General features: G+C 70.6%; 24 protein-coding genes. 13 read left to right on the top strand and 11 right to left on the bottom strand.

Annotated elements, in window-relative coordinates; genetic code table 11:
• Positions 1–1,994: bifunctional acetate--CoA ligase family protein/GNAT family N-acetyltransferase (locus MKL09_RS01825; RefSeq protein WP_244017399.1), on the top strand; the 1,994-nt coding region annotated here is incomplete at its 5' end.
• A 274-nt stretch (positions 1,995–2,268) separates the two neighbouring features.
• Here the strand turns inward: MKL09_RS01825 and MKL09_RS01820 are convergent.
• On the bottom strand, positions 2,269–3,849 hold the full coding sequence (locus MKL09_RS01820) for a murein L,D-transpeptidase (protein WP_244017398.1): 1,581 nt from the start codon (positions 3,847–3,849) through the stop codon (positions 2,269–2,271).
• 212 nt (positions 3,850–4,061) lie between these two features.
• Here MKL09_RS01820 and MKL09_RS01815 point away from each other — a divergent pair, with 212 nt between their 5' ends.
• Positions 4,062–5,231 carry an acyltransferase family protein gene (locus MKL09_RS01815; protein WP_244017396.1) on the top strand — a complete coding sequence of 390 codons (1,170 nt, stop codon included), beginning with the start codon at positions 4,062–4,064 and terminating at the stop codon, positions 5,229–5,231.
• Positions 5,232–5,364: 133 nt separating this feature from the next.
• Here the strand turns inward: MKL09_RS01815 and MKL09_RS01810 are convergent, their stop codons facing one another.
• Positions 5,365–6,549: an endo-1,4-beta-xylanase gene (locus tag MKL09_RS01810; protein WP_244017394.1), complete on the bottom strand. Its 1,185-nt coding sequence runs from the start codon at positions 6,547–6,549 to the stop codon at positions 5,365–5,367.
• Between the two features lie 180 nt (positions 6,550–6,729).
• Between MKL09_RS01810 and MKL09_RS01805 the strand changes: the two genes are divergently transcribed.
• Positions 6,730–7,572: an SDR family NAD(P)-dependent oxidoreductase gene (locus MKL09_RS01805; RefSeq protein ID WP_244017392.1), complete on the top strand. Its 843-nt coding sequence runs from the start codon at positions 6,730–6,732 to the stop codon at positions 7,570–7,572.
• 62 nt (positions 7,573–7,634) lie between these two features.
• On the opposite strand, the gene MKL09_RS01800 is transcribed toward MKL09_RS01805, so the two are convergent.
• A complete protein-coding gene (locus MKL09_RS01800) occupies positions 7,635–7,922 on the bottom strand; it encodes a GIY-YIG nuclease family protein (protein ID WP_244017390.1) in 288 nt (95 codons plus the stop codon).
• Between the two features lie 618 nt (positions 7,923–8,540).
• Here MKL09_RS01800 and zwf point away from each other — a divergent pair.
• Both zwf and MKL09_RS01790 read left to right on the top strand, forming a co-directional pair.
• On the top strand, positions 8,541–10,013 hold the full coding sequence (gene zwf, locus MKL09_RS01795) for a glucose-6-phosphate dehydrogenase (protein WP_244017388.1): 1,473 nt from the start codon (positions 8,541–8,543) through the stop codon (positions 10,011–10,013).
• 123 nt (positions 10,014–10,136) lie between these two features.
• Complete coding sequence (locus tag MKL09_RS01790) at positions 10,137–10,337, top strand: hypothetical protein (RefSeq protein WP_007560314.1); 201 nt, start codon at positions 10,137–10,139, stop codon at positions 10,335–10,337.
• A gap of 186 nt (positions 10,338–10,523) precedes the next feature.
• Here MKL09_RS01790 and MKL09_RS01785 read toward each other — a convergent pair whose 3' ends face one another.
• Complete coding sequence (locus tag MKL09_RS01785) at positions 10,524–12,020, bottom strand: glucan biosynthesis protein (RefSeq protein ID WP_244017386.1); 1,497 nt, start codon at positions 12,018–12,020, stop codon at positions 10,524–10,526.
• Positions 12,021–12,333: 313 nt separating this feature from the next.
• Between MKL09_RS01785 and mdoH the strand changes: the two genes are divergently transcribed.
• The gene (gene mdoH / locus MKL09_RS01780; protein ID WP_244017406.1) at positions 12,334–14,274 is read left to right on the top strand and encodes a glucans biosynthesis glucosyltransferase MdoH; all 1,941 of its coding nucleotides are present in this window, start codon (positions 12,334–12,336) and stop codon (positions 14,272–14,274) included.
• Between the two features lie 241 nt (positions 14,275–14,515).
• Positions 14,516–15,175, top strand: coding sequence for a L,D-transpeptidase (locus tag MKL09_RS01775; RefSeq protein WP_092037144.1), 660 nt, complete (start codon positions 14,516–14,518; stop codon positions 15,173–15,175).
• A gap of 50 nt (positions 15,176–15,225) precedes the next feature.
• Here MKL09_RS01775 and MKL09_RS01770 read toward each other — a convergent pair whose 3' ends face one another.
• On the bottom strand, positions 15,226–15,552 hold the full coding sequence (locus tag MKL09_RS01770) for a cupin domain-containing protein (protein ID WP_244017404.1): 327 nt from the start codon (positions 15,550–15,552) through the stop codon (positions 15,226–15,228).
• A gap of 188 nt (positions 15,553–15,740) precedes the next feature.
• Entirely contained in the window at positions 15,741–16,163 is a 423-nt protein-coding gene (locus tag MKL09_RS01765) for a gamma-butyrobetaine hydroxylase-like domain-containing protein (RefSeq protein ID WP_244017384.1), read from the bottom strand.
• An 81-nt stretch (positions 16,164–16,244) separates the two neighbouring features.
• Here MKL09_RS01765 and moaA point away from each other — a divergent pair, with 81 nt between their 5' ends.
• Complete coding sequence (gene moaA, locus MKL09_RS01760; protein WP_409566891.1) at positions 16,245–17,303, top strand: GTP 3',8-cyclase MoaA; 1,059 nt, start codon at positions 16,245–16,247, stop codon at positions 17,301–17,303.
• 4 nt (positions 17,304–17,307) lie between these two features.
• On the opposite strand, the gene radA is transcribed toward moaA, so the two are convergent.
• From radA to MKL09_RS01735, 5 genes are all read right to left on the bottom strand, one after another.
• On the bottom strand, positions 17,308–18,744 hold the full coding sequence (radA, locus tag MKL09_RS01755; RefSeq protein ID WP_244017382.1) for a DNA repair protein RadA: 1,437 nt from the start codon (positions 18,742–18,744) through the stop codon (positions 17,308–17,310).
• 45 nt (positions 18,745–18,789) lie between these two features.
• The gene (gene alr, locus MKL09_RS01750) at positions 18,790–19,872 is read right to left on the bottom strand and encodes an alanine racemase (protein WP_244017380.1); all 1,083 of its coding nucleotides are present in this window, start codon (positions 19,870–19,872) and stop codon (positions 18,790–18,792) included.
• 99 nt (positions 19,873–19,971) lie between these two features.
• A complete protein-coding gene (locus MKL09_RS01745; protein ID WP_244017378.1) occupies positions 19,972–20,331 on the bottom strand; it encodes a type II toxin-antitoxin system PemK/MazF family toxin in 360 nt (119 codons plus the stop codon).
• Entirely contained in the window at positions 20,331–20,552 is a 222-nt protein-coding gene (locus tag MKL09_RS01740) for a PbsX family transcriptional regulator (RefSeq protein WP_244017377.1), read from the bottom strand. Before MKL09_RS01740 ends, MKL09_RS01745 begins: the two co-directional genes overlap by 1 nt.
• Before the next feature lie 168 nt (positions 20,553–20,720).
• Complete coding sequence (locus tag MKL09_RS01735) at positions 20,721–21,431, bottom strand: queuosine precursor transporter (RefSeq protein ID WP_244017375.1); 711 nt, start codon at positions 21,429–21,431, stop codon at positions 20,721–20,723.
• Positions 21,432–21,563: 132 nt separating this feature from the next.
• On the opposite strand from MKL09_RS01735, the gene MKL09_RS01730 reads away from it, so the two are divergent.
• From MKL09_RS01730 to MKL09_RS01710, 5 genes are all read left to right on the top strand, one after another.
• On the top strand, positions 21,564–22,172 hold the full coding sequence (locus MKL09_RS01730) for a CvpA family protein (RefSeq protein WP_244017373.1): 609 nt from the start codon (positions 21,564–21,566) through the stop codon (positions 22,170–22,172).
• A gap of 132 nt (positions 22,173–22,304) precedes the next feature.
• On the top strand, positions 22,305–23,774 hold the full coding sequence (gene purF, locus MKL09_RS01725) for an amidophosphoribosyltransferase (protein ID WP_244017371.1): 1,470 nt from the start codon (positions 22,305–22,307) through the stop codon (positions 23,772–23,774).
• A gap of 164 nt (positions 23,775–23,938) precedes the next feature.
• Positions 23,939–24,688, top strand: coding sequence for an SDR family NAD(P)-dependent oxidoreductase (locus MKL09_RS01720; RefSeq protein WP_244017369.1), 750 nt, complete (start codon positions 23,939–23,941; stop codon positions 24,686–24,688).
• Positions 24,689–24,750: 62 nt separating this feature from the next.
• Positions 24,751–25,158, top strand: a complete 408-nt coding sequence (locus tag MKL09_RS01715; RefSeq protein ID WP_243965694.1) for a dihydrofolate reductase — start codon at positions 24,751–24,753, stop codon at positions 25,156–25,158.
• Between the two features lie 60 nt (positions 25,159–25,218).
• Positions 25,219–26,337, top strand: coding sequence for a carboxylate-amine ligase (locus MKL09_RS01710; RefSeq protein WP_244017367.1), 1,119 nt, complete (start codon positions 25,219–25,221; stop codon positions 26,335–26,337).
• Positions 26,338–26,342 lie beyond the last annotated feature (5 nt).

The following is a 26,342-nucleotide window of genomic DNA, read 5'->3' as shown; positions in this document are numbered from 1 at the left end:
CCGCGGCCCGCGCCAAGCCCGTGGTGGTGCTCCGCGCCGGCCGGCACCGGCCCGACACCCGGGCCGCCGTGACCCATACCGGCGCGCTCGCCCGCCCCGACGCGGTCTATGCCGCGGCCTTCCGGCGGGCCGGCCTGCTCGCGGTGCCGGATCTCGACGCCATGTTCTCCGCCGTCGAAGCCCTGGGGCGCCAGCGCCCGTTCCCGGGGGACCGGCTCGCGATCCTCACCAACGGCCGCGGCATCGGCCTGCTCGCCGCCGACCGGCTGACCGACCGCGCGGGCATCCTGGCGGAGATCCCCGAGGCCGAGGGAAGGCCGGCCGGCAACCCGATCGACCTCGGCATCGATGCCGGCGGCCCGGCCTTCGCGGAGGCCCTGGCGCCGCTGCTGGCCGACCGGACCAGCGACGCGGTGCTGGCGATTCACGTTCCCACGGTCCGGTCGCAGGCCGGCGCGGTGGCCGGGGCGATCGCCGAGACGGTCAAGCGCGCCCGCGCCGGCCAGACCCGCAAGAAGCCGGTCTTCGCGGTGTCGCTGGGCGATGCCGAGGCGGCGCGGGACGCCTTCGCGCGGGCCGGGATCCCGCATTTCACCACCGATTCCGAGGCGATCGAGGGATTCCTGCACCTCGTGCGCTACCGCGAGGCGCAGGACGACCTGATGCGCACGCCGGATTCGCTGCCGCGGGACTTTTCGCCCGACATGGCCCGGGCCCGCTCGATCGTGGCCGCCGCCCTGCGCCAGGGGGCGGCCTGGCTCGACCCGATCGCGGTGAACGGCCTGCTGGAGGCCTACGGCATCCCGACCGTGCCGATCACCCTCGCCCCCGACAAGGACGCCGCCGCGGCGGCTGCCTGGCCGATCATCGCGGCCGGCGGCACCGTGGCGCTCAAGGTCGTCTCGCCCGACGTGGTCCACAAGTCCGATATCGGCGGCGTCCAGCTCGACCTCACCAGCGAGGCGGATGTCCGCGAGGCCGCGCGCAGCATCCTGGCGCGCGCCCGGCGGGAGCGGCCGGATGCCCGGGTCACCGGCTTCGCGGTGCAGCCGATGGTCCGCCGGGGCCAGCGCCGCGAGCTGATCGCGGGGCTCGCCGAGGATGCGGTGTTCGGCCCCGTGGTGGTGTTCGGCCGGGGCGGCACGGCGGTCGAGGTGATCGACGACCGCGCGCTGGGCCTGCCGCCCCTCGACCTCGCGCTCGCCCGCGACCTGATCGGCCGCACCCGGGTCGCCCGGCGCCTCGAAGGCTACCGCGACGTGCCGCCCGCCGATCTCGGAGCGATCGCCCTGACCCTGGTGAAGCTGTCCCAGCTCGCCGCCGACCTGCCGCAGGTGCGCGAGCTCGACATCAACCCGCTGCTCGCCGACGAGACCGGCGTGCTCGCCCTCGACGCCCGGGTGCGGATCGGGCGGGCGGAGCGGGGCCGCCACGGCCGCGGCCACCCGCGCTTCGCGATCCGGCCCTATCCGGCTGAATGGGTCCGCACCCTCAAGCTCAAGGACCGCACGATCCGGGTGCGCCCGGTGCGCCCCGAGGACGAGGGGCTGTTCCTGGCCTTCTTCAAGGGCCTCGACCCGGAGGACCTGCGGCTGCGCTTCTTCGGCCCGGTGCGCGAGTTCAGCCACGCCTTCCTGGCCCGGCTGACCCAGCTCGACTACGCCCGGGCGATCGCCTTCGTGGCCACCGAGGTCGACCCGCAGGGCGGCGAGCGCATGCTCGGCGCCGTCCGGCTGCACGCCGACGCCAACCACGAGAGCGGCGAATACGCCATCGCGGTCGGCCGCGACGCCAGGGGCACCGGCCTCGCCTTCGCGCTGATGCGCCTGATGATCGACTGGGCCCGCTCCGAGGGGATCGGCCGGGTCGAGGGCATGGTGCTGGCCGAGAATCGCCCGATGCTGGCGGTCTGCCGCCGGCTCGGGTTCACGCAGGGGCGGGATCCGGAGGATCCGGGGTTGGTGAATGTGAAGCTGGAGCTTGGGGTTGGGTAGGGGGGCTTGGGACTAGCCCCGTGTGCCGGAGATGGGCCCTTCGCGCGTCAAAAGCCTTCCTCAAAGGCCGGTTGATGCTCAGGCCTACTTCGATCGGGGATGCAGGCCGGCCAGATAGACCACCTTGTCATCCCGGGCCAGCGCAGCGGAGCCCGGGATCCATAACCGCCGATAGCTCAAGATCTTGCACTGTCGGCGGCTCTGGGTTCCGGGCTCGCCGACGGCGCCCCGGAATGACGAGGCGGGAGAGATCGAGCCGCCGGCAGGGCCCACCTTAGCGCGACGTCTGGGGTGTTTCTGGATTCAGGCCCTCCGTTGCCGTCTTCGCCACGACCGCCTTGCTCGCCGCCGGCTTGGCGGGAGCGGGCTTCGTCACGGCCGGCTTGGGGGCTGCCAGCTTGACCGCTGCGGACTTCGGCGTCGCCGCAGGCTGTGCGGCGCCGGCCGGCGGGATCGCCCCGGTGGCGGCGGGCTCGGCGGCCGGCGTGTCGAGGTTGTAGATGTCGTCGCGAAAATGCGCCGTCCCGTCCGGGGTGGCGTAGCCTGTGAGGTAGACGAAGGTCACCGGCACCGGCTTGACCAGCTTGATGTCGCGGCGCTCGCCGTCGGCGATGCCGGTCTCGATCTCGATCGGGCCCCAACTCGTGCCGGGCCCGTTCGGGCCGTCGGTGCCCTGCAGCAGCCAGCCGACCAGCTCCTTGACCTGCCCGACCCGGACGCAGCCGTGGCTGTGGAAGCGGACATTCGCGGCGAACAGGGATTTCGCCGGGGTGTCGTGCATGTAGACGGCAAAGCGGTTCGGCATGTCGATCCGCACCTGGCCGAGCGAATTGTCGAAGCCGGAATCCTGGCGCAGCGTATAGGCCGCAGCCTTGTTGCCGGCCCAGTCGATCTTGGTCGGGTCGACCTCGCCGGTGGGGCCGAGGATGCGGATGTGGTTCCGGGTGAGGTAGCCCGGGTTCTTGCGCATCTGCGGGATGATCTCGTTCTTCACCACCGAGGCCGGCACGGTCCAGGTCGGGTTGAAGTTGATGTCGGTGATCCGGGTCTCCACCGGGGGTGTCGCCTTGTCGGGGGAGCCGACCACCGCGACGTAGCGGCGGGCCACCGCGCCGTTCTCCACCGCCTCGACATTCGCCGAGGGGATGTTGACCACGACATAGCGCTCGCCGAACGGGAATTTCGAGCCCATTAGCCGGGCCGCGGACGCGGCGAGCTGGCGCTGGCGGGTGGCGGCCGGCACGTTCAGCGCGTTGATCGTGAGCCGGCCAAGAATCCCACTGTCGGGCAGGCCGTGGCGGCCCTGGAACGCCGCGATCGCCGCCACCAGCGGCGGGTCGAGCCGGTCGCTCGGCGGCGCGTCCACCGGCAGGTCGCCGGTCAACGTCAGGTGGTGGCGCAGGGACGGGATCGCCGGGCTGCGCTCCCCCGGCTTGAGCCGGATGAGGTCGTCGGGCAGCCGTTCCCAGCCCCCGGCCTCCGCGAAGGCGGCGTAGCGGTCGGCGACCTTCAGCGTGTCCAGGAAGGTCCGGGCGGTGAGCGTCGGGGTCGGGTCGGTGGAGACCTTGGCGTAGATCAGCGGCGCCGGCTCGCGCGTTCTCTTCGCGGGCTCCGCGGCCTTCGCCTCGGAAATCTTCGCGGGCTCGCCGGGCCTGGGCTCCGGAGTCTTCGCGGGTTCCGAACTTTTCGCGGGCTCCTGGGCCGGGACGGACGCCGGCGGCACCGCCACCGGGACGGCGAGCGCCGGCACCGGGGTCGCCCCCTGCGCCAGCGCAGCCACGGGGCCGCCGAGCAGCGCCAGCACCGAGAGACCCGCGCCGAGGCGGGCGGACAGGCGGAATCGGGCCGGGACCATACGCAACACTCCCGACGGCGCCCGGGGCGGCGCGGTCGGGCGGGATGATGGGGCGGTACGGTTACCAATCTCCTCCGGTCGATCGGGCCGGCCGCGGGCGCCATTCACCATCCGGCGAGGGGCTCGCCCTCTGGCACCGCCTGCGGATATCGGTTCGCGCGGAAAAGGCGCACCCTGCCGGGCCGTGCCGTGAAGGACGATCAGCCGCCGCCATGCCGGATTCCGGATCCCAGCGCATCGGGGATGTCCCGAGCACGATGCCCTACCTGCCCCAGCTCGACGGGGTACGGGCGCTCGCGATCCTGATCGTGTTCGCGGCCCATTGCGGCTACAGCCACGTGGTGCCGGGGGGCTTCGGCGTCACGGTGTTCTTCTTCCTCAGCGGTTACCTGATCACGACGCTGCTGCGGATCGAGCGCGAGCGCACCGGCACGGTCTCGCTCGCCGCCTTCTACCTGCGGCGCAGCCTCCGGATCCTGCCGCCGCTCTACCTGACGCTCGCGGCCACCGGGGCGCTCTACGCGGCGGGGCTCCTCGACTGGATGCGGGTCGAGCCGGCGGCATTGCTCGGCCAAGTGCTGTTCCTGACCAATTATCCTGGGCTGTTCGGCACCGAGGCGGTGCTGCCGGTGCCCCTCTGGAGCCTCGCCATCGAGGAGCATTTCTATCTGGTCTTCCCCCTGGCCTACCTTCTGTGGCTCGGGCGCCTGCAGCCGCGCCGGGCGGCGCTGGCCTGCCTGGGGCTCTGCGCCCTGGTGCTCGGGATCCGGTGCGTCAACGTCTGGCGGCTGGCCGATTACAGCCTGAACTATTCCTGGACCCACACCCGCATCGACGCGATCCTGTTCGGCTGCTGCCTCGGCCTGTGGAACAACCCGGTGATCCCGGCCGATCGGGCCTGGCGCCCGACGCTCTGGCACGTCGCCACGAGCCTCGCCGTGATCCTCCTGACCCTGGCCGTGCGCGATCCCGCCTTCCGCGAGACCGTGCGCTACACAATCCAGAGCGCGGCCCTGTTCGTGCCCTTCGCCTACCTGCTGCACGGGGAAGGCCGGGCGGTGCGGTGGCTCGCGGCCCGGCCGATGCGCCAGCTCGGCCTCTGGTCCTACAGTTTTTATCTCGCCCACATGGCCGTGGTGGCGCTGGTGCTGCATCAGGTGCCCGGCCTGCACGGCGTCCCGCTGATGCTGGTGGCCTTCCCGCTGACCCTGCTCTGGTGCTGGGGGATGTTCACCTGGGTCGAGCGCCCCTGCGCGCGGTTGCGCCGAAGGCTCTTGGCGGACCGCCCGCCGGAGCCCGTTCTCGGGACCGTAGGGCGCTCACACGAGCCCATGCGGGGCGCGACACGGCCCCCTCTCCCGAGCGGGAGAGGGCTGGGGTGAGGGACCAGGTTTGTCCGGAGAGGTCGCATCCCTCACCCTGTCCCTCTCCCGCACGGGAGAGGGGACCCGAGCCTCGTCCGGCGCCGCCAGGTAACTCCGCTGGCTCCTGACGACAGACAAGGTCGCACCGGCATCACCCCCGCCTGAGTTTTTCGCGCGCGGCCGCATGGTCCGGCGCCGCCCGGAAGCAGGCCTGCATCGCGTGCCAGAGCGGCTTGCGCTGGAACTGCGCGTCGAGCGGCAGCGCCCGCTGGGGCAACCCGTCCGGCCGCTTGCGGTAGGGGTGGTCGTTGAGCCACGTGTCGGGGTCGTAGATGTCCCAGGTGACCACGTCGAGCAAAGCGGGCTCGGCCAGGACCACGTCGAGGTAGCGACGGGCGAAGTCGGCCACCATCCGGTCCCGGGTCGCCACGTCGGACGGGAAGGCCCGGTCGTCGATGTCGAGCTCGGTCACCGCGATCCCCAGCCCCATCTGGCCGATCTCGTGCAGGAAGCGGCGCAACTGGCCCTGGTCGACCGGGACCGTGCTGGTCAGGTGCGATTGCAGTCCGAACCGCCGGATCGGCACACCGCGCGACCGCATCGCTTCCAGTTGGCGCAGCACCTTGGTGCGCTTGGCCTCCATCCAGGGCGCCCCCTGCTCGACCGCGTCCTCGTTCCAGGTGCCCGCGGCCGCCGGGTCTGTCTCGTGCAGGATCCGGAAGGCGCGGTCGACGTAGCCGGGCCCCATGGCGGCGAGCCAGGGAGAATCGCGCAGGCCCCCGCCCCGGTCGGGATCGGCCTCGTTGCCCAGGATCTCGTTGACCACGTCCCAGGCGACGATCTGCCCGCGGTAATGCCCGGCCACGGTCTCGATCCAGCGCCGCATGAAATCCTCGGCCTGGACGGCGCTCGCCCGGCCGAGCAGCGGCGCGACCCAGGGCGGCAGGGCTGCGTGCCAGACCAGCGTGTGCCCGCGCATCCGCTGGCCGTTGCTCCGCGCGAAGCGCAGGATCGCGTCGCCCCGGGCGAAATCGGTGCGGCCGGGGGCGGGCAGTACCGCCTCCATCTTCATCTCGGTGCCGCAGACCAGGATCCCGCAGTCTCGCGCCACCGCCTGCCGGTAGGCCGGAGTCGAGTCGAAGCGGTGAAACGGCACCTCACAGCCGTAGAGCAGCCCCTTGGCGGCGGCGGCCGCCTGGAGGCTGTCGCCCGACCAGGACGGCTTGCCGAGGGGGCCGAACCCGGAAGGTGCGGCCCGCGCCGCCGCGACAAGGCCGGCGCAGGCCGCCCCGGCGAGGAGCGCACGGCGGCTCGGCAGGCCGGGTCGTGGGGTCATGCCGGGTCCTTTGTGCGGGGGCCGGGAGGGACACATATCGTCAACGGATGAGGGAAGCCGTCGACCATGCATCTCTCCGGCAGAGGATTACGGTCTCCCAACATCGCAAAAGGAGGCGCGGGTTCCCCGCGCCCCGTCACATCCCATTTCAGCAGCGTCATTCAGCCGAGGACGAAAGTCATGAGCCAGCATCCCGCCATCAGCCCGGGCCGCAGCGCGGTCGTCACCGGGGCGGCGAGCGGCATCGGGCTCGCGGCGGCCAAAACCTTCGCGCGGGCCGGCATGAATGTCTGGCTCGCCGACCTGCCCGGCCCGGCCCTCGAGGACGCCCACCGCGCCGTGGCCGAGCTCGCCGCCGTCGAGGTCCGGGCGGTGCCCACCGATGTCTCGGACCGGGAGGCCCTGGAGGCTCTTGCAGCCCATGTCGCCAAGGCCGGCCCTCCGGCCGTGGTGATGCTGAATGCCGGGATCGAGGCCGGCGGCAAGCTGTTTTCCGACGCCGAGACCTGGACCCGGATCCTCGGCACCAATCTCGGGGGCGTGGTCAACGGCATCCACGCCTTCGCGCCCGGCATGATCGCGGGCGGCAAGCCCGGGGCGGTGATCGTCACCGGCTCGAAGCAGGGCATCACCACGCCGCCCGGCAACGCGCCCTACAACGTCTCGAAGGCGGCCGTGAAGGCGGCCACCGAGGCGCTGGCCCACGAGTTGCGCAACCGCGAGGGCTGCAGGACCACCGCGCACCTGCTGATCCCCGGCTTCGTCTATACCGGCCTGACCAAGGCTCGGGGCGTCGCCGAGAAGCCGGCGGGCGCCTGGACGCCGGAGGAGACCGTCGCCTTCATGCTGGAGCGGCTTGAAGCGGGCGATTTCTACATCCTCTGCCCCGACAACGAGACCACAAGGGCGCAGGACGCCAAGCGCATCGCCTGGGCCGCCGGCGACATCATCGAGAACCGGCCTGCTTTGTCGCGCTGGCATCCGGATTTTTCGGAGGCGTTCAAGCGGTTCATGGCGGAGTGAGAGCCGCTACCGTCATTGCGAGCGCAGCGAAGCAACCCAGGGCTCCGCGACGCATAAGAACTTCACGCGAGGCCGGGATACAGATCGCGCCAATCCGGGTTCATCGCCTCGATCAGGCCAAGTTTCTTCTTTCGGGAGCCGGCCTTGATCTGCTTCTCACGGGCGATGGCCTCGCTCATCGTCGGGTAGCCCTCGTACCAGACCAGGAGCTTGCAACCGTAGCGGCGCGTGAAGCCGGGACGGAGGGCTTCGCGGTGCTCGTAGACGCGCCGGGACAGGTTCGCGGTGACGCCGGTATAGAGCGTCCCGTTGCGGCGACTCGCCATGATGTAGACGGCCGGCGCGCGCATGGTGGTTCTCCTGTCGAGCAGAAGGATCAGCCGCGCGGTACCCTGGGTTGCTTCGCTGCGCTCGCAATGACGGGATGGGCGTCATCGCGCGCCCGTGAGAGGCGTTTCGGGCTTGCACGGCCTGCGAGAGCTTGCCGCCGCTGGATTGCGTCACGCTGGTGGATTGGGTTCAGAGCCGGGATTACGCGGGGGCGTTCAGGGACTTGATGAGAAGCGAGAGCTCCCGCCGTCATTGCGAGCGGAGCGAAGCAACCCAGGGCTCCGCGACGGAGGATGCTTTCAAGCGCGGACGGAAAACGGATCGTGCCGAAACTCCACTCCTGGGCAGCGTCACTGTTGATGGGACCCCTCTTGACCCGCATCTCACCTGCGACTTTTCTCGTCCGTTCCGTCGAGCGGACCGACGCATCGCGCGGTTTCCTGGGTTGCTTCGCTCCGCTCGCAATGACGGGGCGTAAGTCACGGTCGGCGCATCAAGCCGCGATCCTCCCCTGGAGGCATGCGCCCCGAACCTTCCTGACGGCCGCCCCTCGTCTGGCGAAGCGTTTGCACCCAGGTTAGGTCGGTATGGCGCGATCGCTGCACCGCACCAGCGCACGACACCAGGGAGCCGCACTCTTGGCCACGATCATCCCCGTCGCCTCGTTCGACTGCGTCGTGTTCGGCGCCACCGGCGATCTCACGGCGCGCAAGCTGCTGCCGGCCCTGTTCTACCGGTTCCGGGACGGGCAGATCCCGCAGACCAGCCGAATCATCGGCGCCTCGCGCTCGGACCTGTCGACGGACGCCTTCCGCGAGCATGCCCGGGACGCGCTCAAGCGCTTCGTGCCCGCCGCGGACCTGGCCGAGGACGCGCTCAACGCCTTCCTCGACCACGTGGATTACGTGGCGGTGGACGGGGCCGGCGAGAGCGGTTGGGCCGACCTCGTGGCGAAGCTCGACGAGCGGCCCGACCAGGTGCGGCCCTACTACCTCGCCACCTCGCCCGACCTTTACGGCTCGATCTGCCGCAACCTCGCCGCGCACGGGCTGGTCGGCGAAAAATCCCGGGTCGTGCTGGAAAAGCCGATCGGCAAGGATTTGAAATCCGCCCGCGCGATCAACGATGCGGTCGGCGAGGTCTTCCCCGAATCGCAGATCTTCCGGATCGACCATTACCTCGGCAAGGAGACGGTGCAGAACCTGCTGTCCCTGCGGTTTGCCAACACCATCTTCGAGCGGCTCTGGACCTCGGACGTGATCGACCACGTCCAGATCACCGTGGCCGAGACGGTCGGGGTCGAGGGCCGGGCCGGCTATTACGATACCTCGGGCGCCATGCGCGACATGCTGCAGAACCATATCCTGCAGCTGCTGTGCCTCACCGCCATGGAGAGCCCGCTCAATCTCGAGGCGAACTCGGTGCGCGACGAGAAGCTGAAGGTATTGCGCGCCCTCAAGCCGATCACCGCCCACGACATCCAGTTCGCCACCGTCCGCGGCCAGTACGTGGCCGGCGCCGTCGACGGCAAGCCGGTGGAGGGCTACCTGACCGAGCTCGGCCACGAGAGCCGGACCGAGACCTTCGTGGCCATGAAGGTCGAGATTCAGTCCGGGCGCTGGGCCGGGGTGCCGTTCTACCTGCGCACCGGCAAGCGCCTGCCGCAGAAGCTGTCCGAGATCGTGGTGCAGTTCCGCGCCTCGCCGTTCTCGATCTTCCCCGAAGAGGCCTTCGGCCGCGAGCCCAACCGCCTCGTCATCCGCCTGCAGCCGCAGGAGGGCATGAAGCTCGAAGTGATGACCAAGGATCCGGGCCCCGGCGGCCTGCGCCTGCGCCCGACCGACCTCGACATCTCCTTCGAGGAGACCTTCAAGCAGCGCTATCCGGATGCCTACGAGCGCCTGCTGATGGACGTGGTCCGGGGCAACGCCACCCTGTTCATGCGCCGCGACGAGGTCGAGGCCGCCTGGGCCTGGGCCGACGGCGTGCTCAAGGCCTGGGCCGACCGCCCGGAGGCGCCGCGGCCCTATCCCGCCGGGAGCTGGGGGCCGACCGCCGCCATCGCGCTGATCGAGCGCGACGGCCGGACCTGGCACGAGGAACTGCGGTAACGCCGCCTCGCTGCTTACGGCCAAGCTGCCTTGATACGGTCAAGCCGGATGCCGAAGCTGCCCCATGCCGCCGGTCACCGCCCCGCGAGAGGGCGGGCCCGGCCTCGCACGAGGGATCATCGCATGCTGGACTCGAAGCAGGATTTCGCCGTCTCGGCCGAACGCCGCCTGGAGCGCTCGGTCGACTCCGCCTTGCGCGTGATCGCGGCCGCCCATGTCGAGCGGCAAGCGCCGCCGGTCTACGCCGCGCGGCGCCGCCTGAGCGAGGTCTACGGCGCCACCCGCCTCGCAAAACGCCTGGAGCGCGAGCGGCGCAGCGCTTGAGGAGAGTTAGGCCTCCCGCGGTGACGGATCTTTGCCGAACTGGCGTGGGTCCCCTCTCCTGAGGGAGAGAGACAGGGTGAGGGGTGTGACCTCTCCGGATCGTTCTCGACCCTCACCCCAACCCTCTCCCGCACGGGAGAGGGGGCGCGTCGCGATCGGCACGGATCGATGCGCGAACACTTCAGGTCACACCACCGCGTCCCAGGTCTCGCTGAGCGGATTCGTCCCACGCACCAGCCGCGCCCGCAGCACGACATCGCCCTCCGGCATCGGCTGGGGCGGGCGCCACTCCACGTAGATGCGCCAGCCGCCGGTCTGCGGCACGAAGTTGGCCACCGGCTCGTGCAGCGTGCCGGCGCTGGCCGAGACCTCCGCGGCGATCGTCTCGTCCGCGCCGTTGGGCAGCGACGGCCCCTCGAAATCGATCACGCAGAGCCGCCGCTCCGGGTTCGGCGGGGCGGTCGGGCGCAGGCGCTCGGCCGAGCCGAACCGGGTCTCGGTGACCCGGGCGAGGGCGGGTTGCGGGATCGCATCCACCGGCTCCGCCCCCACGGTGGTCAGGCCGTAGGCGAGATGCAGGGCGGTGCCGGGTTGCATCGGCGCCGCCGGTACGAAGGCCGCCACGATGTTGTCCATGTACTCTTCCGCCGAGGGGATTTCGTAGAGCTGCACGGCGCCCTCCGCGAAGGCCCCCTCCGGACCGGGCGCGACCCACAGGCCGGGCCGGGCTTCCTGGCGCGCCTCCACGTCGAGATAGGCGGCAAAACTCCGCTCGCGCTGGAGCAGCCCGAACCCCGATAGGGGCTTGGCCGCAAAGGCCGAGATCTGCGGCTGCCTGCGGCCGTTGACCAGCGGACGCCACATCCGGTCGTCCGGGGTGGCGACGCAAAGCCCGTCGGAATCGTGCACCTGCGGGCGGAAATCGTCGAACGGCTTCGCGCCTCGCGCGCCGGGCCCGTTCTGGCCGTACAGGAACATGCTGGTGAGCGGCGCGAGCCCCAGCTGCGGGATCGGTTTGCGGGGATAGAGCGCCGCCGTGACGGCGATCCGGGCCGGGTCCCCGGGGGTGATCACGAACCGGTAGGCGCCGGACACGCTCGGGCTGTCGAGGAGCGACAGCACCGTGAGGCTGCGCGCCTCCGGCTCCGGCTCGCACAGCCAATGGGCAATGAAGTCGGGAAATTCCTCCCCCTCCGGCGCACCGGTGCCGATGGCGAGACCGCGGGCCGAGAGCCCGTATTCCTGGCCGGCCGCGCGCAGCCGGAAATAGGAGGCGCCGAGAAACACCAGAAACTCCTCCTGGAAGCCCTTGGGGCGCCAGGCCGGCGTGTCCGGGAAGGCGTAGTGCAGGCGGAAGCCCGCGAAGCCGAGATCGGCCGGAAAACTCTGGCCGGCGAGCCGTTGGCCGAGATCGAACAGCCGGTTTTCGTAGGCGATCGGCCGCGCCGGGCCGTTCCGCGGCTGCAGGTAGAGCGCCACGCGCTTGCGCTGCAGGAAGCCCCGGTGGAACAGCTGTGCGCTGAAATGCCGGCCGAGAGGCAGGCTCTCGGACGGACGGAAGACGATGCTCCGATAGCCGTCATAGTCGAGCCCGGCCAGCGCCGGCGGCAGCTCCGTGGCCGGCCCCGCATAGGGCGCGGCCACGAGGCGCTGGGCCTCAGCCGACAGAGTCTCGAAGGTCATCGCACCGTCCTGCGGCCCCCTGGAACCCGGACTCTGCAGCTGAAGCGCCGCCCCGGCCCATGTTCGGGCGTCATTCAGATCTATAGCGCTAGGTACAATACTGCCGGCAGCCGCGGTCAGGACGGTTCTGAGAACGCGGCGCCGGGAGGGGGGATCGATCCGTTCGGCCTCCGGCTGCCTGTGCGGCCGGGTCGGCTGCGTGTCCTCACCCCGGCTATCGGTGTCCACGCTCATCGGTCCCCGCCCGCACGCGGCGGGGCAGCCGGCAGGCTTCCACGGTCGAGTTCTTCGCGCCATGCCTTTCCCTCGCACCGTGTCCTCACGGGTCACCTCCTCGGCCGAACAGCCGCACCGGAACGCCCATCCGGGTGCGCCCGATCCCCAGCGCGTGGAGTCTCCGGCCGTGGCGCGCGAACCCGAGGCCTGGACCGGTGGCGGCCGGACCTTGCTGGCCCGGCGCCTCGCCCTGGCGATCCCGAGCCTCGCCGCCGCCGGCGGTCTCGCATGGCTGGCGGGTCTCGCCTACCCGGCCGGCGGCAGCCCGCTGGCCTGGGCCATCCTGGTCCTGTTCGCCCTGGTGATGGGCTGGCAGGCCTTCGTCGCCTGCCAATACGTCTACGGGCTCGTGGCCGCCATCCTGGGCGACCGGGCGAAATCGGTTCTGGAGCGCCGCTCCGAGGCGGCTGAAGTCCCGGCTGCAAGCGCTGGCCGCACCGCCGCCGTGGTGGCGATCCACGCCGAGGACGCGGTGGCGGTGTTCGCCCGGCTGCGGGTGATGGCCCGCTCGCTCGCACGAGCGGACGCGCACGACATCGACATCTTCGTCCTCTCGGATACCCGGGACGGCGCGATCGCGGCGGTCGAGGAGCACGAATTCGCCCGCATCCAGGCCTGGAGCGAAGCCGACCCGGCCCTACCGCGGATCCGCTACCGGCGCCGGTCGGAAAACATCGGCCGCAAGGCCGGCAATATCGGCGAATTCTGCCGTCGCTACGGCGCGGACTACGCCTTCATGATCGTCCTCGACGCCGACAGCCTCATGACCGGCGCGGCCATGACCCGGCTGGTCCAGCTGATGGACGAGAGCCCCCGCACCGGCCTGATCCAGACCGTGTCCTACGCGGCCGGCCGGGACACCCTGTTCGCCCGCATCCAGCAATTCGCCGTGCGCCTCTACGCGCCCCTGGCCTTGCGCTGCCTGGAGACATGGCAGGGGCCGGAGGGCAGCTACTGGGGCCACAACGCGATCCTGCGGATCGAGGCCTTCGCCGAGAACGCGCAGCTCCCGGTCCTGCCGGGCCGGGCGCCGCTCGGCGGCGAGATCCTGTGCCACGACATCGTCGAGGGTGCCCTGATGGTCCGCGCCGGCTGGGAGGTGCGCCTACTGCCCGAGATGGGCGGCACCTGGGAGGAGATGCCCACCAACCTCGTCGACCTGCTCGGGCGCGAGCGGCGCTGGTGCCAGGGCAACCTCCAGCACCTGCGGGTGCTGCCCTGGGCCGGCCTCCACGCCGCCAGCCGCTCGCACCTCGCCGTCGGCATCCTGGCCTACGGCATGCTGCCGCTCTGGATCGCCTTCCTCGGGCTGGCGTCCTGGCAAGCGGCTCGGACCGGCGATCTCGGCCTGCTCGCCTACGGGCTGACCGGTCATGGCGCGGCCGCCCACGCGCTCGCCGCCCTCAGCCTCGCCGTGCTGGCGCTGCCCAAGGTCCTGAGCCTCGGCCATGTCCTGGCCTCGCCGGGCCGCCGGGCGTCCTTCGGCGGCACGAAGGCGCTGCTGGCCAGCGCCGCCCTGGAACAGGTCGTCTGGGTGTTCCTGTGGCCGGTGCTGACCCTGTTCACCGCCGGCGCCGTGGTCTCGACCTTCCTCGGCCGGGTGGTGCGCTGGGAAACTCAGGACCGCGACGACCGGCAGGTTTCCTGGGCCGAGGCGTTCCGGCTCCAGGCCGATGCCGTGGTGGTCGGGGCGCTGATCGTCTTCGCCCTGGTCTGGGCCGGCAATGCCTGGCTTGGCCTGTGGCTGGCGCCGCTGGCCCTCGCGTTGCTGGCGAGCCCGGCCCAGAGCGTCTGGACCAGCCGGGCCGATCTCGGCCGCGCCGCCCGGGCCCGGGGCCTGTTCCTCACCGCCGACGACACCGCGCAGGCTCCGGAACTGGCCGAGCTGGCGCAGATCCGCGGCCTGCCGGCCGCCCCGGCCCCGGTCCGCACGGCGCCCCTGGAACCGGCCATCTGGCTCGCCACCGACGAGGCGTGAGTTTTTGGGGGCCGGGCGGATCGGGACACGTCAAACCGCCCATTCCTCATCCCGGCGGTTACGGCCAAGCTGCCACAGTGTTGCCATCGAGTCACGGAGGGGCGGAACCGGCTAAGCATGGCGGTTTGAGGGTTGGATTTGGGGCGCGAGCGTTTACCCCTTGGCGAGGATCGGCACGGCATCGTGCCCCGGTAATTCGCCGCGTTCCCACCTGATTTCGCGCCTGCCCCGAGAGGCTTTGATGCGTCGTTTCCTTCCCGCCCTCGTAGGGCTCATCGGCGCGGCCGCCTGCGCCGCACCGGCGCTCGCCTACGAGATCGACCCGCTGACCCGCCAGCCGCTGAACGACGCGCTCACCGTGCGGGTGCGACCGCAAGCCGTCGAGACCGTCGCGGTGCCGGTGGCCAACGCCTCCCTCAACCCCGCCGACCCGCTCGACGCGGCCGTGCCGCAGATGTCGGCGATCCCGCGCGAGACCGTGGCGTATAACGGCCCCTACGGCGCCGGCACGATCGTGGTCTCCACGGCCGAGCGGCGCCTCTACTACGTGATGGGTGGCGGCCAGGCCCTGCGCTACGGCGTCGGCGTCGGCCGTCCGGGCTTCACCTGGGGCGGCGTGCAGACCATCACGATGAAGCGCGAGTGGCCGGATTGGCGCCCGCCGTCGACCATGCTGCGCCGCCGGCCCGACCTGCCGCGCTACATGAAGGGCGGGATCGAGAACCCGCTCGGCGCCCGCGCCATGTATCTCGGCGGCTCGATCTACCGGATCCACGGCTCCAACGAGCCGGAGACCATCGGCACCGCCGTGTCCTCGGGCTGCATCCGCATGACCAACGACGACGTCACCGACCTCTACACCCGCGCCAAGGTCGGCACGAAGGTCGTCGTCCAGCGCTAGGGTTTGGGATTTTTTGGTGAGGGCCGGCCGCGAGGTCGGCCCTTCTGCGTTCAGGCTTCGGGCAGCGTCACCAGCGTATCCGGGCGCTTCACCTCGATCTCGATGAACGCGATCGGGTGGTCCGACCCGTTCATCACGTCGTGCCGGATGCCGGCGGGCCGCATGTAGGATTGCCCGGCCGCGAGCAGGGTCTCGCGGACCGCCGCACCGTCATGGACGCGCAGTACCCCCTCCACCAGCATCACCACGAAATACGGCCAGCCGTGCTCGTGCCAGCCGGTCACCGCCCCGGGCGGAAAATCCCAGCGGGTGATGCGGACCGTGGCGTCGTCCTGCTGGATCGTGGGCACCGCGGGGATCGTGCAGGTGAAGGCCATGGTGGCTCCGGGGCTGGTGCTGTCGACCAAGGGACATCCAAATCTCCCCCTCATCCTGAGGTGCCGAAGCGCAGCGAAGGCCTCGAAGGAGCCCTCCAGGGATCGCGGCGCCTTCTGGAGGGCTCCTTCGAGGCCCGCTGCTGCGGGCACCTCAGGATGAGGGGGAGGATGGGAAGGCTACCAAGCTCTCAATGGCACCCGCACGAGCCCGAGCCGCAGCCCCCGCCCTGCTTCACCGGGGCGGTGCGGGCCGTCTCGCGGTCGAGGCCGCGTTCGGCGAGTTCCGAGAGGTAGGTCTGCCAGCGCGAATCGTATTCGCGGCCCAGCGTGTGCAGGTAGCCCCAGCCATAGAGGCCGGTGTCGTGCATGTCGTCGAAGCCGAGCTTGACCGCGTAGTTGCCGATCGGCTCCACGGCCAGGATCGCCACCGCGCGCTTGCCGCCGATCACCTTGCGCTCCAGGGGCGAATGGCCCTGCACCTCGGCCGACGGGCTCGACACGCGCAGGTACTCGGCCGGCAGGGCGAAGCGCGACCCATCCTCGAAGGCGACGTTGAGCACCCGACGGTCGGCCGACAGGCGGATCTCGGTCGGCCACAGATCCTCGTTCACGGGTCACACTCCTCAAGCATCCGGGGGCTGCGGCCCGGGGTCGGCTTGCCCACGACCGTATCGGGCATCATATGCTCAATCATGCTCGATGACATCTCCAGCACGCCGCAGGGGTTTATGGCCGACGCGCCCCGCGCGCCGTCGCCCGCGCCGCTGATCGACCCGTTCCAGCGGGCGATCTCGTATCTGCGCATCTCGGTGACGGATCGCTGCGACCTGCGCTGCGCCTACTGCATGTCGGAGACCATGCAGTTCCTGCCCAAGCGCGACCTGCTGACCCTCGAAGAGCTGGACCGGCTCTGCGGCGTGTTCATCGCCCGGGGCGTGCGCAAGCTCCGGATCACCGGCGGCGAGCCGCTGGTGCGCCGCGACATCATGCATCTGTTCCGCCGCCTGTCGCGCCACCTCGATTCGGGCGCGCTGGAGGAGCTGACGCTCACCACCAACGGCACCCAGCTCGCCCGGTACGCGAAGGAGCTGGCGAGCTTCGGCGTGCGCCGGATCAATGTGTCCCTGGATACGCTGGACCCCCAAAAGTTCCGGGCGATCACCCGGCGGGGCGACCTGCCGGTGGTGCTCGACGGCATCGCGGCCGCCCGGGCGGCCGGCATGAAGGTTAAGATCAACGCGGTGGCGTTGCGCGACGTCAACGCCGACGAGATCCCCGACATGATCGCCTGGGCTCACGGCCTCGGCATGGACATGACGCTGATCGAGGTGATGCCGCTGGGCGAGATCGAGGCCGACCGCACCGACCAGTTCCTGCCGCTGTCGGTGGCGAGACAGCGCCTGGAGTGCCGCTACACCCTGACGCCGCTGCCCGACCGCACGGGCGGTCCGGCGCGCTACGTCCGGGTCGAGGAGACCGGGGGCAAGCTCGGCTTCATCACGCCGCTGACCCACAATTTCTGCGAAAGCTGCAACCGCGTGCGCCTGACCTGCACCGGCCAGCTTTATTTGTGTCTGGGCCAGGAGGATTCTGCCGATTTGCGCGCGGTGCTGCGGGCATCAGACGATGATTCCGTGCTGGCGGCGGCGGTGGTCGAGGCGATCACCCGCAAGCCGAAGGGGCACGACTTCATCATCGAGCGCCAGCGCCCGGCCGCGGTGGCGCGGCACATGAGCGTGACGGGGGGCTAACTGCTCAGATTTCCTCGTCAGCGTAGCGTGATTGCGCCCGCCCGCGCTGCCCGGAGCCCTTCCGCGGCGCCCCGGCACTGATCCCGGCCACTAGGTCAGCGATGTGGCGCAGAGTCTCCACCGACAGGGCCTTGTCGCCCTCGCCGCGGCCCTGCGGGATCAGCGCCTTGGCGAAGCCGAGTTTCTGGGCTTCCTTGAGCCGCGCACCCGCCTGGGCCACGGGTCGGATCGCACCCGACAGGCCGATCTCGCCGAAATAGACGGTCTCCGGCGGCAGCACCGCTCCCGACAGGGACGAGACCAGGGCGGCGGCCACCGCCAAGTCCGCCGCCGGCTCGGTGATGCGCAGGCCGCCGGCCACATTCAAATACACGTCGTGGGTGCCGAGCCGGATGCCGCCATGGGCCTCCAGCACCGCCAGCACCATGGACAGCCGGTTCGGGTCCCAGCCGACCACCGCCCGGCGGGGCATGCCGAGCGAGGACGGCGCCACCAGCGCCTGGATCTCCACCAGCAGGGGCCGCGTCCCCTCCATCCCGGCGAAGACCGCGGTGCCGGCGGCCTGATGGTCGCGACCGGCCAGGAACAGGGCCGAGGGGTTGGGCACCTCGGCGAGCCCGGCATCGGTCATCTCGAACACGCCGATCTCGTCGGTGGGGCCGAAGCGATTCTTCACCGCGCGCAGGATGCGGAAATGGTGGCCCTGGTCGCCCTCGAACGAGGCGACCGCGTCGACCATGTGCTCCACCACCCGGGGGCCGGCGATCTGGCCGTCCTTGGTGACGTGGCCGACCAGGATCACTGCGGTGCCCGTGGTCTTGGCGAAGCGGATCAGCGCCTGGGCCGAGGAGCGCACCTGCGTGACCGTGCCGGGGGCCGATTCCACCGTCTCGGTCCACATGGTCTGGATCGAATCGATGATCGCCAGCGCCGGCGGGCGGCCCTGGCTCAGGGTCTCGATGATGTCCTCGACATTGGTCTCGGCCGCGAGATCCACCGGGTGGGAACTGAGCCCCAGCCGCTCGGCCCGCAGCCGCACCTGGCCCACCGCCTCCTCGCCCGAGATGTAGGCGACCCGCTCGCCGGTCCCCGCCATGGCGGCGGAGGCCTGCATCAGCAGGGTCGATTTGCCGATGCCGGGATCGCCGCCGAGCAGGATCACCGAGCCGCGCACGAAGCCGCCGCCGGTGACCCGGTCGAGCTCGCCGATCCCCGAGGGGATACGCGGCGCCTCCTTGGTCTCGCCGGTCAGGCCCTCCAGCGGAAACACCCGGCCGCGGGCACGGGACGGCCGGGTCGCCACCGGGCCGGACTGGCCAGGCGCGGCGGCCGCCTCCTCGACGATCGTGTTCCAGCCGTTGCACGCCTCGCAGCGCCCGCGCCAGCGGTTGTAGACCGCCCCGCAGGACTGGCAGACGAAGGTCTGGTGGATCTTGGCCATTCGGGTCCGCGCGCCGCTGGTCCGGCGTCCGAAAGAGGGTCCGGATCACCCTACATAAGTTCGAACATAACGCGAACCCAGCCCCGTCAGGATCTCGTAACCGATCGTGCCGGCGGCGCGGCCGACCGTGTCGATATCGAGGCTGTCGCCGATCAGCACGGCTTCGGCGCCGCGCCGGGCCGGGGGGGCCGCGGTGACGTCGAGGATGATCAGGTCCATGGAGACCAGACCCAGGATCGGGCAGGGCACGCCCCCGACCAGGGCCTGCCCGCGCCCGCTGATCGCTCGCGGGAAGCCGTCGGCGTAGCCGAGGGACAGGGTGGCGAGCCGGCTCGGCGCGGGGGCGGTCCAGCGGCCATTATAGCCGACGCTGGTTCCGGCCTCGACATGCCGCACCTGCGCGATCAGGGCCTCCAGCCGCACCACCGGGCGCATCGGATTGGTGGATTCGGGTATGGGGTTGCCGCCGAACAGGGCGTAGCCCGGCCGCAGCAGGTCGTGCCGGGCACCGTCGAGGAAGACACCCGAGGAGTTGGCGAGCGACGCCCGCAGGCCCGGATAGGCCGCCCGGACCCTCGCGAAATCGGCGATCTGCCGGGCGTTGACCGGATCCTCCGGCTTCTCGGCGCTGACGAAGTGGCTGAGCAGCAGGTCGATGCCGCAAGCCGCAATGCTCGGATCGCCGGCGAGTTCCAGTGCCTCCGGCACCGGCAGCCCCAGGCGGTTCATGCCGGTATCGACGTGGAGCGCCGCCGGCTGGCCTCCGCCCGAGAAGGCCGCCCATTCCAAAATTTCTTCGCGGCTGCCGAGCACCGGGCGCAGGTCGTGCGCCGCGAAGGCCGCGCAGGCGCCGGGCGGCAGGCCGTTCAGGATGTAGATCGCGGCTTCCGGCAGGGCGGCCCGGGCCGCGATGCCCTCAGCGAGGTGAGCGACGAAGAAGGTCCGGCACCCGGCCGACCACAGGGCCGGCCCGACCCGGGCGACGCCGCAGCCATAGGCATCGGCCTTCACCACGGCGGCGCAATCGGCCCCACGGGCGGCCAGCATCCGCCAGTTCGCCACGATCGCCCCGAGATCAATCGTCAGCCGGGCGCCGTGGGCGCCGATATCCGACCCGGACTCCGTCACCGACCTACTGCCCGCCACCGAAACGCCCCCGATCCTCGATTCCCCGGGGACCGATGCACGATGCGGACCCGTGAGGCGAGTCGGTTCGCGGCATTGGTCTCAGGGGTCGACGAGACTGGCAACCCGCGCGGCGATCTCGCCCACGGTGCCCGGATCCGCGACACCGGCGAGGCTCGCACTGCCGTCGGCGATGCGCGCCCGTAGATCGAAGCTGCGGACCTGCGTGCAGACCGCCACGCCGGTCACGCCATCCGCCGTGACGGGGACTGCGAGGCCCGCGGCGCGGGCGCCCGCCGCCACGGTGGAAATGACCACGGCGATGGCCGTGCCGTGAACGTTCACAGCCTCCGGCGTCAGGACAACCCAGTAGTGCCGATCTCGCATTTCTCGGCCCACGACCGGGTTGGGGTTGGTCGAGTAGATCTCGCCGCGCTTCGGGACCTTCGGCCGCGGGCCCATCACCCGATCTCATTGCCCACTGGGGGACCCTCCAGAGCCTTGGCCGTATCCGCGTACAACGCCGGCAGATGCTCGGCGCCTTCCAGAAGCTCCACCAGGGTGTAGCGGCGCTTCCGTTTCGCGACCGGTGTCGCGACCAGGGCGCCATCCTGTACGGCGAGTGCGAGGTCGGTGCCCGTATCGGCTCCGATAGCGGCCAGAACGGCGGGAGGGAGCGTCATCACGCGGGCTCCGCCTTGGCGCCGAACGGTCACGACTGCCGTTGTCGACGCTTGAGTCGGCGGTTTGACGTTCGTTGTCGTGCCAGGCGTTCGTTTGGCTACCGGCATGGTCACGCTCCTTCAGAAGGTGCTACAAAGGTAGCACTTTCCCGTTGCCGCCAACACCCATCATCGCCGCAGGCGGAACGGGTTGAAATCCGTCTCCGTATCGAAGGCATCACGTACTTCCGCCCGCTTCAGGAAGCCGATCAGCGGCACGCTGAGGGGCAGGGCCACAATCTCCCAGGCGACCTTCAGCATCCAGATCGAGAGCGCGAGGCGGACGAGATCCGCGGCGGGATACAGCCCGCCGAAGCCGAGCCCGATGAACAGGACCGAATCGATGCCCTGGCCGACCAGCGTCGAGGCGACGAGCCGCGCGGCCAGGCCCCGCCCGCGAAAGCGCAGCTTCAGCTTGGCGAGCAGGTAGGCGTTCAGGAATTCGCCGACGAGATACGCCGCGAGCCCGGCGAGCGCGAGCCGCGGGGTGGCGCCAAGCACCGCTTCGAACGCCGCCTGGTGCGGCCAGAACGGCGCGGGCGGCAGCGCCGCCGCGATCCCGTAGGCCAGGATCCAGAGCGCCTGCGCCAGGAAGCCGGTCCAGACCACCGCCCGGGTGCTGGCGTAGCCGTAGACCTCGGTCAGCACGTCGCCGAACAGGTAGGAGGCGGGAAACACGATCACCGCCGCCGTGAAGGTCAGCCCGCCCACCGAGACGATCTTGCCCGCCAGGACCAGCGAGATCATCAGCACCGCGCCGAACAGGCCGGCGATCGGAACGAGGTAAACGGGGCCGGCCGCGGCCCGGTCCGCGCTCACGGTCGGCCCGGGCTGATGCATGGACGGCACAGGCCTCGCCCGAGGCCCGTCCCTGAGGGTGACGGCCGAGGTTCGGCTTGGTATACTTCGGCCCCGGTCCCGGGGAGCCGCATGGCCGCCGCGGCATCCCCTCTGGTTCCTAAAAGTTCACAGATGCCGTTTACCGTTCTGGATCTCGTCGTGCTCGGCATCGTCGCGGTCTCCGCGCTGCTCGCGGCCGTGCGTGGCGTCACCCGCGAGGTGCTGGCGATCATCGCCTGGGTGGCCGCCGCCGCCGTCGCGTGGTCGTTCTATCCGATGCTGCTTCCGCTGGTGAAGCAGCACGTCAACAGCGATACCGTGGCGCTGGTCGCCTCCATCGCGGCGATCTTCCTGGGCACGCTGATCGTCGTCTCGATCATCACCGTGAAGATCTCGGACGTGGTGCTCGACTCGCGCATCGGCGCGGTCGACCGCTCGCTGGGCTTCCTGTTCGGGGCGGGCCGCGGCTTCCTGATCTGCGTGATCGGCTGGGTGTTCCTGTCCTGGCTGGTGCAGGGCAAGGTGCCGGACTGGGCCGCGCAGGCGCGCACGCGCCCGATGCTGGAGAAGTCCGGGGACGCCTTGGTGGCTCAGTTGCCGGAGAATCCGGAGGGCTTCCTGAAGCAGTTCAAGAAGCCGAAGGCCGTCACGCCGCCCAACGAGGCGGCCGACGCCCCCGCCGAGACCGACCCGGCGCCTCAGCGCCGGACCGAGACCGCGCCGGCCCCGACGCGACGCTGATCTGCGGCGCGCGCCGTTGGTCGGTCTGCGTGGAACGCCTAGATAGCGGTTCCGGAGACGATCGGATGATATCCGCGACGACCGGCGCGCCGGCCCGTCGCCGCCGGGACTCGTGAAGTGATCGATCGCAGCATGTCCCAATCCGACGCTTATTCCGCCGCTTTCGATCTCGACGGCGACACGCTGCGCGAGGAGTGCGGTGTTTTCGGCATCTTCGGGCACCCGGAGGCCTCGGCCATCGTGGCGCTCGGGCTGCACGCCCTGCAGCACCGCGGCCAGGAAGCGGCCGGGATCGTCTCCTTCGACGGCGCGGTGTTCCATTCCGAGCGGCGCCCCGGCCTCGTGGGCGATTCCTTCTCGGACGGCGACACCATCGCCCGACTGAAAGGTCGCGCCGCCATCGGGCACGTGCGCTACTCGACCACCGGCGGGACGATCCTGCGCAACGTGCAGCCGCTGTTCGCCGAGCTGGCCAGCGGCGGCCTCGCGGTCGCCCATAACGGCAACCTCACCAACGCCCTGTCGATCCGCCGCGACCTCGTGCGCGACGGCGCGATCACCCAGTCGACCTCCGACACCGAGGTGATCCTCCACCTCGCGGCCCGCTCCCGGAAGCCGCGGATCGTCGAGCGCTTCATCGATGCCCTGCAGGCGATCCAGGGCGCCTACGCGATCGTCGCGCTCACCAACAAGAAGCTGATCGGCGCCCGCGACCCGCTCGGCATCCGCCCGCTGGTGCTCGGTGAACTCGACGGCCGCTACATGCTGGCCTCCGAGACCTGCGCCCTCGATATCATCGGCGCCCGCTACGTCCGCGACGTCGAGAACGGCGAGGTCGTGGTGATCTCCGAGGAGGGCGTCGAGTCGATCCGCTTCGCCGACGCCGTGCCGATGCGGCCCTGCATCTTCGAGTACATCTACTTCGCCCGGCCGGATTCGGTGGTGAACGGCAAGAGCGTCTACGCCGTGCGCAAGGCGATCGGCCGGGAACTCGCCCGGGAGGCCGCTGCCCCCGCCGACATCGTCGTGCCGGTGCCGGATTCCGGCGTGCCGGCCGCGCTCGGCTTCGCGCAGGAGACCGGAATCCCCTTCGAGATGGGGATCATCCGCAACCACTATGTCGGCCGCACCTTCATCCAGCCGACGCAATCGGTGCGCGAGCTCGGAGTGCGGATGAAGCACTCGGCCAACCGCGCGGCGATCGAGGGCAAGAGCATCGTTCTGGTCGATGACAGCCTGGTGCGCGGCACGACCTCGGTGAAGATCGTCCGGATGATGCGCGAGGCCGGCGCTGCCGAGGTGCATTTCCGGATCGCCTCGCCGCCGATCACCTATCCCGACTTCTACGGGATCGACACGCCGGAGCGGGAGAAGCTGCTGGCCGCGACGCACGACCTCGAGGCGATGCGGAAGTATATCGGCGCCGATTCACTCGCCTTCCTGTCGATCCCAGGCCTCTACCGGGCGATGGGCGAGGAGGAGCGCAATGCGGCCTGCCCGCAATACACCGACCATTGCTTCACGGGCGACTATCCGACCGGCCTGACCGACCTCTCCATCGCCGGCCCGAAGCGCTTCGCCATGCTGGCCGAGGCGGATTGAGCCGGCCGATACGGGGTTCCCAAAGGGCAAGCCCTTTGGCGGGGTCCAGGGGCAGCGCCCCTGGGTCTATGCAGGGTTCCACCCTGTACCCGCAAAAGGTCTCGGACCTTTTGAAACCGGAACTTTTTGATCCGCCTAGCGCCAAAATGCGCTAGGTCCCGCGCATGGCTGAGTCTCAAAAAATCCTCGAAGGCCGCGTGGCGGTGGTCACCGGGGCGTCCCGTGGCATCGGGCGGGCCGCCGCCCTGGCCCTGGCCGAGGCCGGCGCCCACGTGGTCGCGGTGGCCCGCACGGTCGGCGCCCTGGAGGAACTGGACGACGCCATCCGGACGGCCGGATCCAGCGCTACCCTCGTGCCCTTCGATCTCGCCGATTACGACGCCATCGACCGGCTGGGCGCGGCGATCAACGAGCGCTGGAAGCGGCTCGACATCCTGGTCGGCAATGCCGGCATCCTCGGCGCGCTCATGCCGATCGGCCACATCACCCCGAAGGTCTGGGGCCAAGTGATGGACGTGAACGTCACGGCCAACTGGCGCTTGATCCGCTCGTTGGACCCGCTGCTGCGCATGTCCGATGCCGGCCGGGTGGTCTTCGTCTCCTCGGGCGCCGCCTCGAAATGCCGGGCCTATTGGGGGCCGTACTCAGTCTCGAAGGCGGCGCTCGAAGCGCTGGTGCGGACCTACGCGGCGGAGAACGAAACTACCGCCATCCGGGCGATGCTACTCAACCCGGGGCCGCTGCGAACCGGCATGCGCCGCTCGGCCATGCCGGGCGAGGACCCCGAGACCCTCAAGACCCCCGAGGATCTCGCCCCCCATTTCGTGCGGCTCGCCGCACCGGACTGGACCGAGACCGGCAAGCTCTACGATTTCCCCACCGATCGGGTGCTGCAGTTCCGCGCGCCCGAGTAGGGGGTCCGGGGCCTGCGGCCCCGGCGGGTTGCGGGCGGAGCCCGCAGGGTTTGGGATTTACGATGATCGACGTCCGCTGCATCTGTGCGATCGGCCTGCGCGGCCAGCTCGGCCTGAACGGGCACCTGCCCTGGGAGGGCAACACCGATCCGCTGTTCGTGGAGGACGTGACGCGCTTCTTCGCGCTCACCATGGGTCACGTGCTGATCGCCGGGCCTAAAACCGTGGCCTCAGTGCCAGACTTCGCCTTCAAGGACCGCACCATCGACGTGATCCGCAGCCACGAGGATCCCGAGCAGGTGCTCAAGCGCTACCCGGGCCGTCGGATCTTCGTCGGCGGCGGCATCGCGGTGTGGAACGTCTACGCCCAGTACATCCAGAACTGGGACATCACGCGCCTGCCCTACGACGGCGAGGCCGACCGCTGGTTCGATCCGGCCTGGCTGGTGGGCGGGGCGCTGCGGCCCTGACGACCGGCACCTTCCGGCGGGCCGGGACGTTGGCGTGCATGTCGCGTGTCCGGAGGCTCGATGAGCGTCTATAGCTACCGCTTCGGCATCGAGGAAGAGTATTTCCTCGCCGATGCCGAGACCCGCGGCACGCCCCGGGGCGATCTCGCCGGCTTCCATGCTCGGGTGCAGGCGGAGCTGCCCGAGACCGGGCGCGAGCTGGTCGCCGCGCAGGTCGAGGTCTGCACGCCGCCGCTGGCCGATGCGCAGGCTGCGCGAAACAATCTCGGTGGCCAGCGGATGCAACTCGCCGGCATCGCGGCCGAAAACGGCTTGAGCCTGCTCGCCTGCGGCACCCATCCGCTCGCGCGCTGGTCCCGCCAGACCGCCACCGACGGCGAGCGCTACAAGGGCATCTTGTCGGATGTCGGCATCGCGGCCCGGCGAGCGCTGATCTGCGGCATGCATGTCCATGTCGAGGTGCCGGACCCGGACGCGCGGGTCGACCTGATGAACCGGCTGCTGCCGTTCCAGCCGCTGCTGCTGGCGCTCTCGGCTTCCTCGCCGTTCTGGCAGGGGGAGGCGACCGGTCTGATGGCCTATCGGCTGAGCGTCTTCGGCGAATTGCCCCGCACCGGCCTGCCGGAACTGTTCCGCGATGCCGCCGCCCATGCGCGGTTCGTGGACATCATGACCCGCTCCGGCGCCATCGCGGATGCGAGCTTTCTGTGGTGGTCCCTGCGCCCGTCGATTAAGTTCCCGACCCTGGAATTGCGTATTGCCGATGCCTGCACCCGGCTCGACGATTCGCTGTGCGTCGCCGCCCTGTACCGCTGCCTCGTGCGCCTGTGCGTGCGCCGGCCCGACCTCAATGCCGGGCTCGACGGGGTCTCGCGGGCGCTTGCCTCGGAGAACCTGTGGCGCGCCCAGCATAGCGGCGTGCGCGCCACGCTGATCGACGAAGCGCGGGCTGAAGCGGTGCCGTTCGCCGAGGCGCTGGAGGCGGTCCTCGCCCTGGTGGAGGAGGATGCCGACGCGCTCGGATGCGCCGCGGACGTCGCCCGCGCCCGGGCGATCGTCACCGAGGGCACCAGCGCGGACGGGCAGGTCGGGGCGTTCGAAGCCGCCTTGGCCGATGGCCGGGACGAGCGTGCCGCCCTGTCGGCCGCCGTGGACTGGATCGCCGACGCGTCCCGGTGACGGGC

The organism is Methylobacterium sp. J-048 (genome assembly GCF_022829515.1).
Taxonomy (GTDB): domain Bacteria; phylum Pseudomonadota; class Alphaproteobacteria; order Rhizobiales; family Beijerinckiaceae; genus Methylobacterium.
This window is presented reverse-complemented; position numbering and strand designations above follow the sequence as displayed.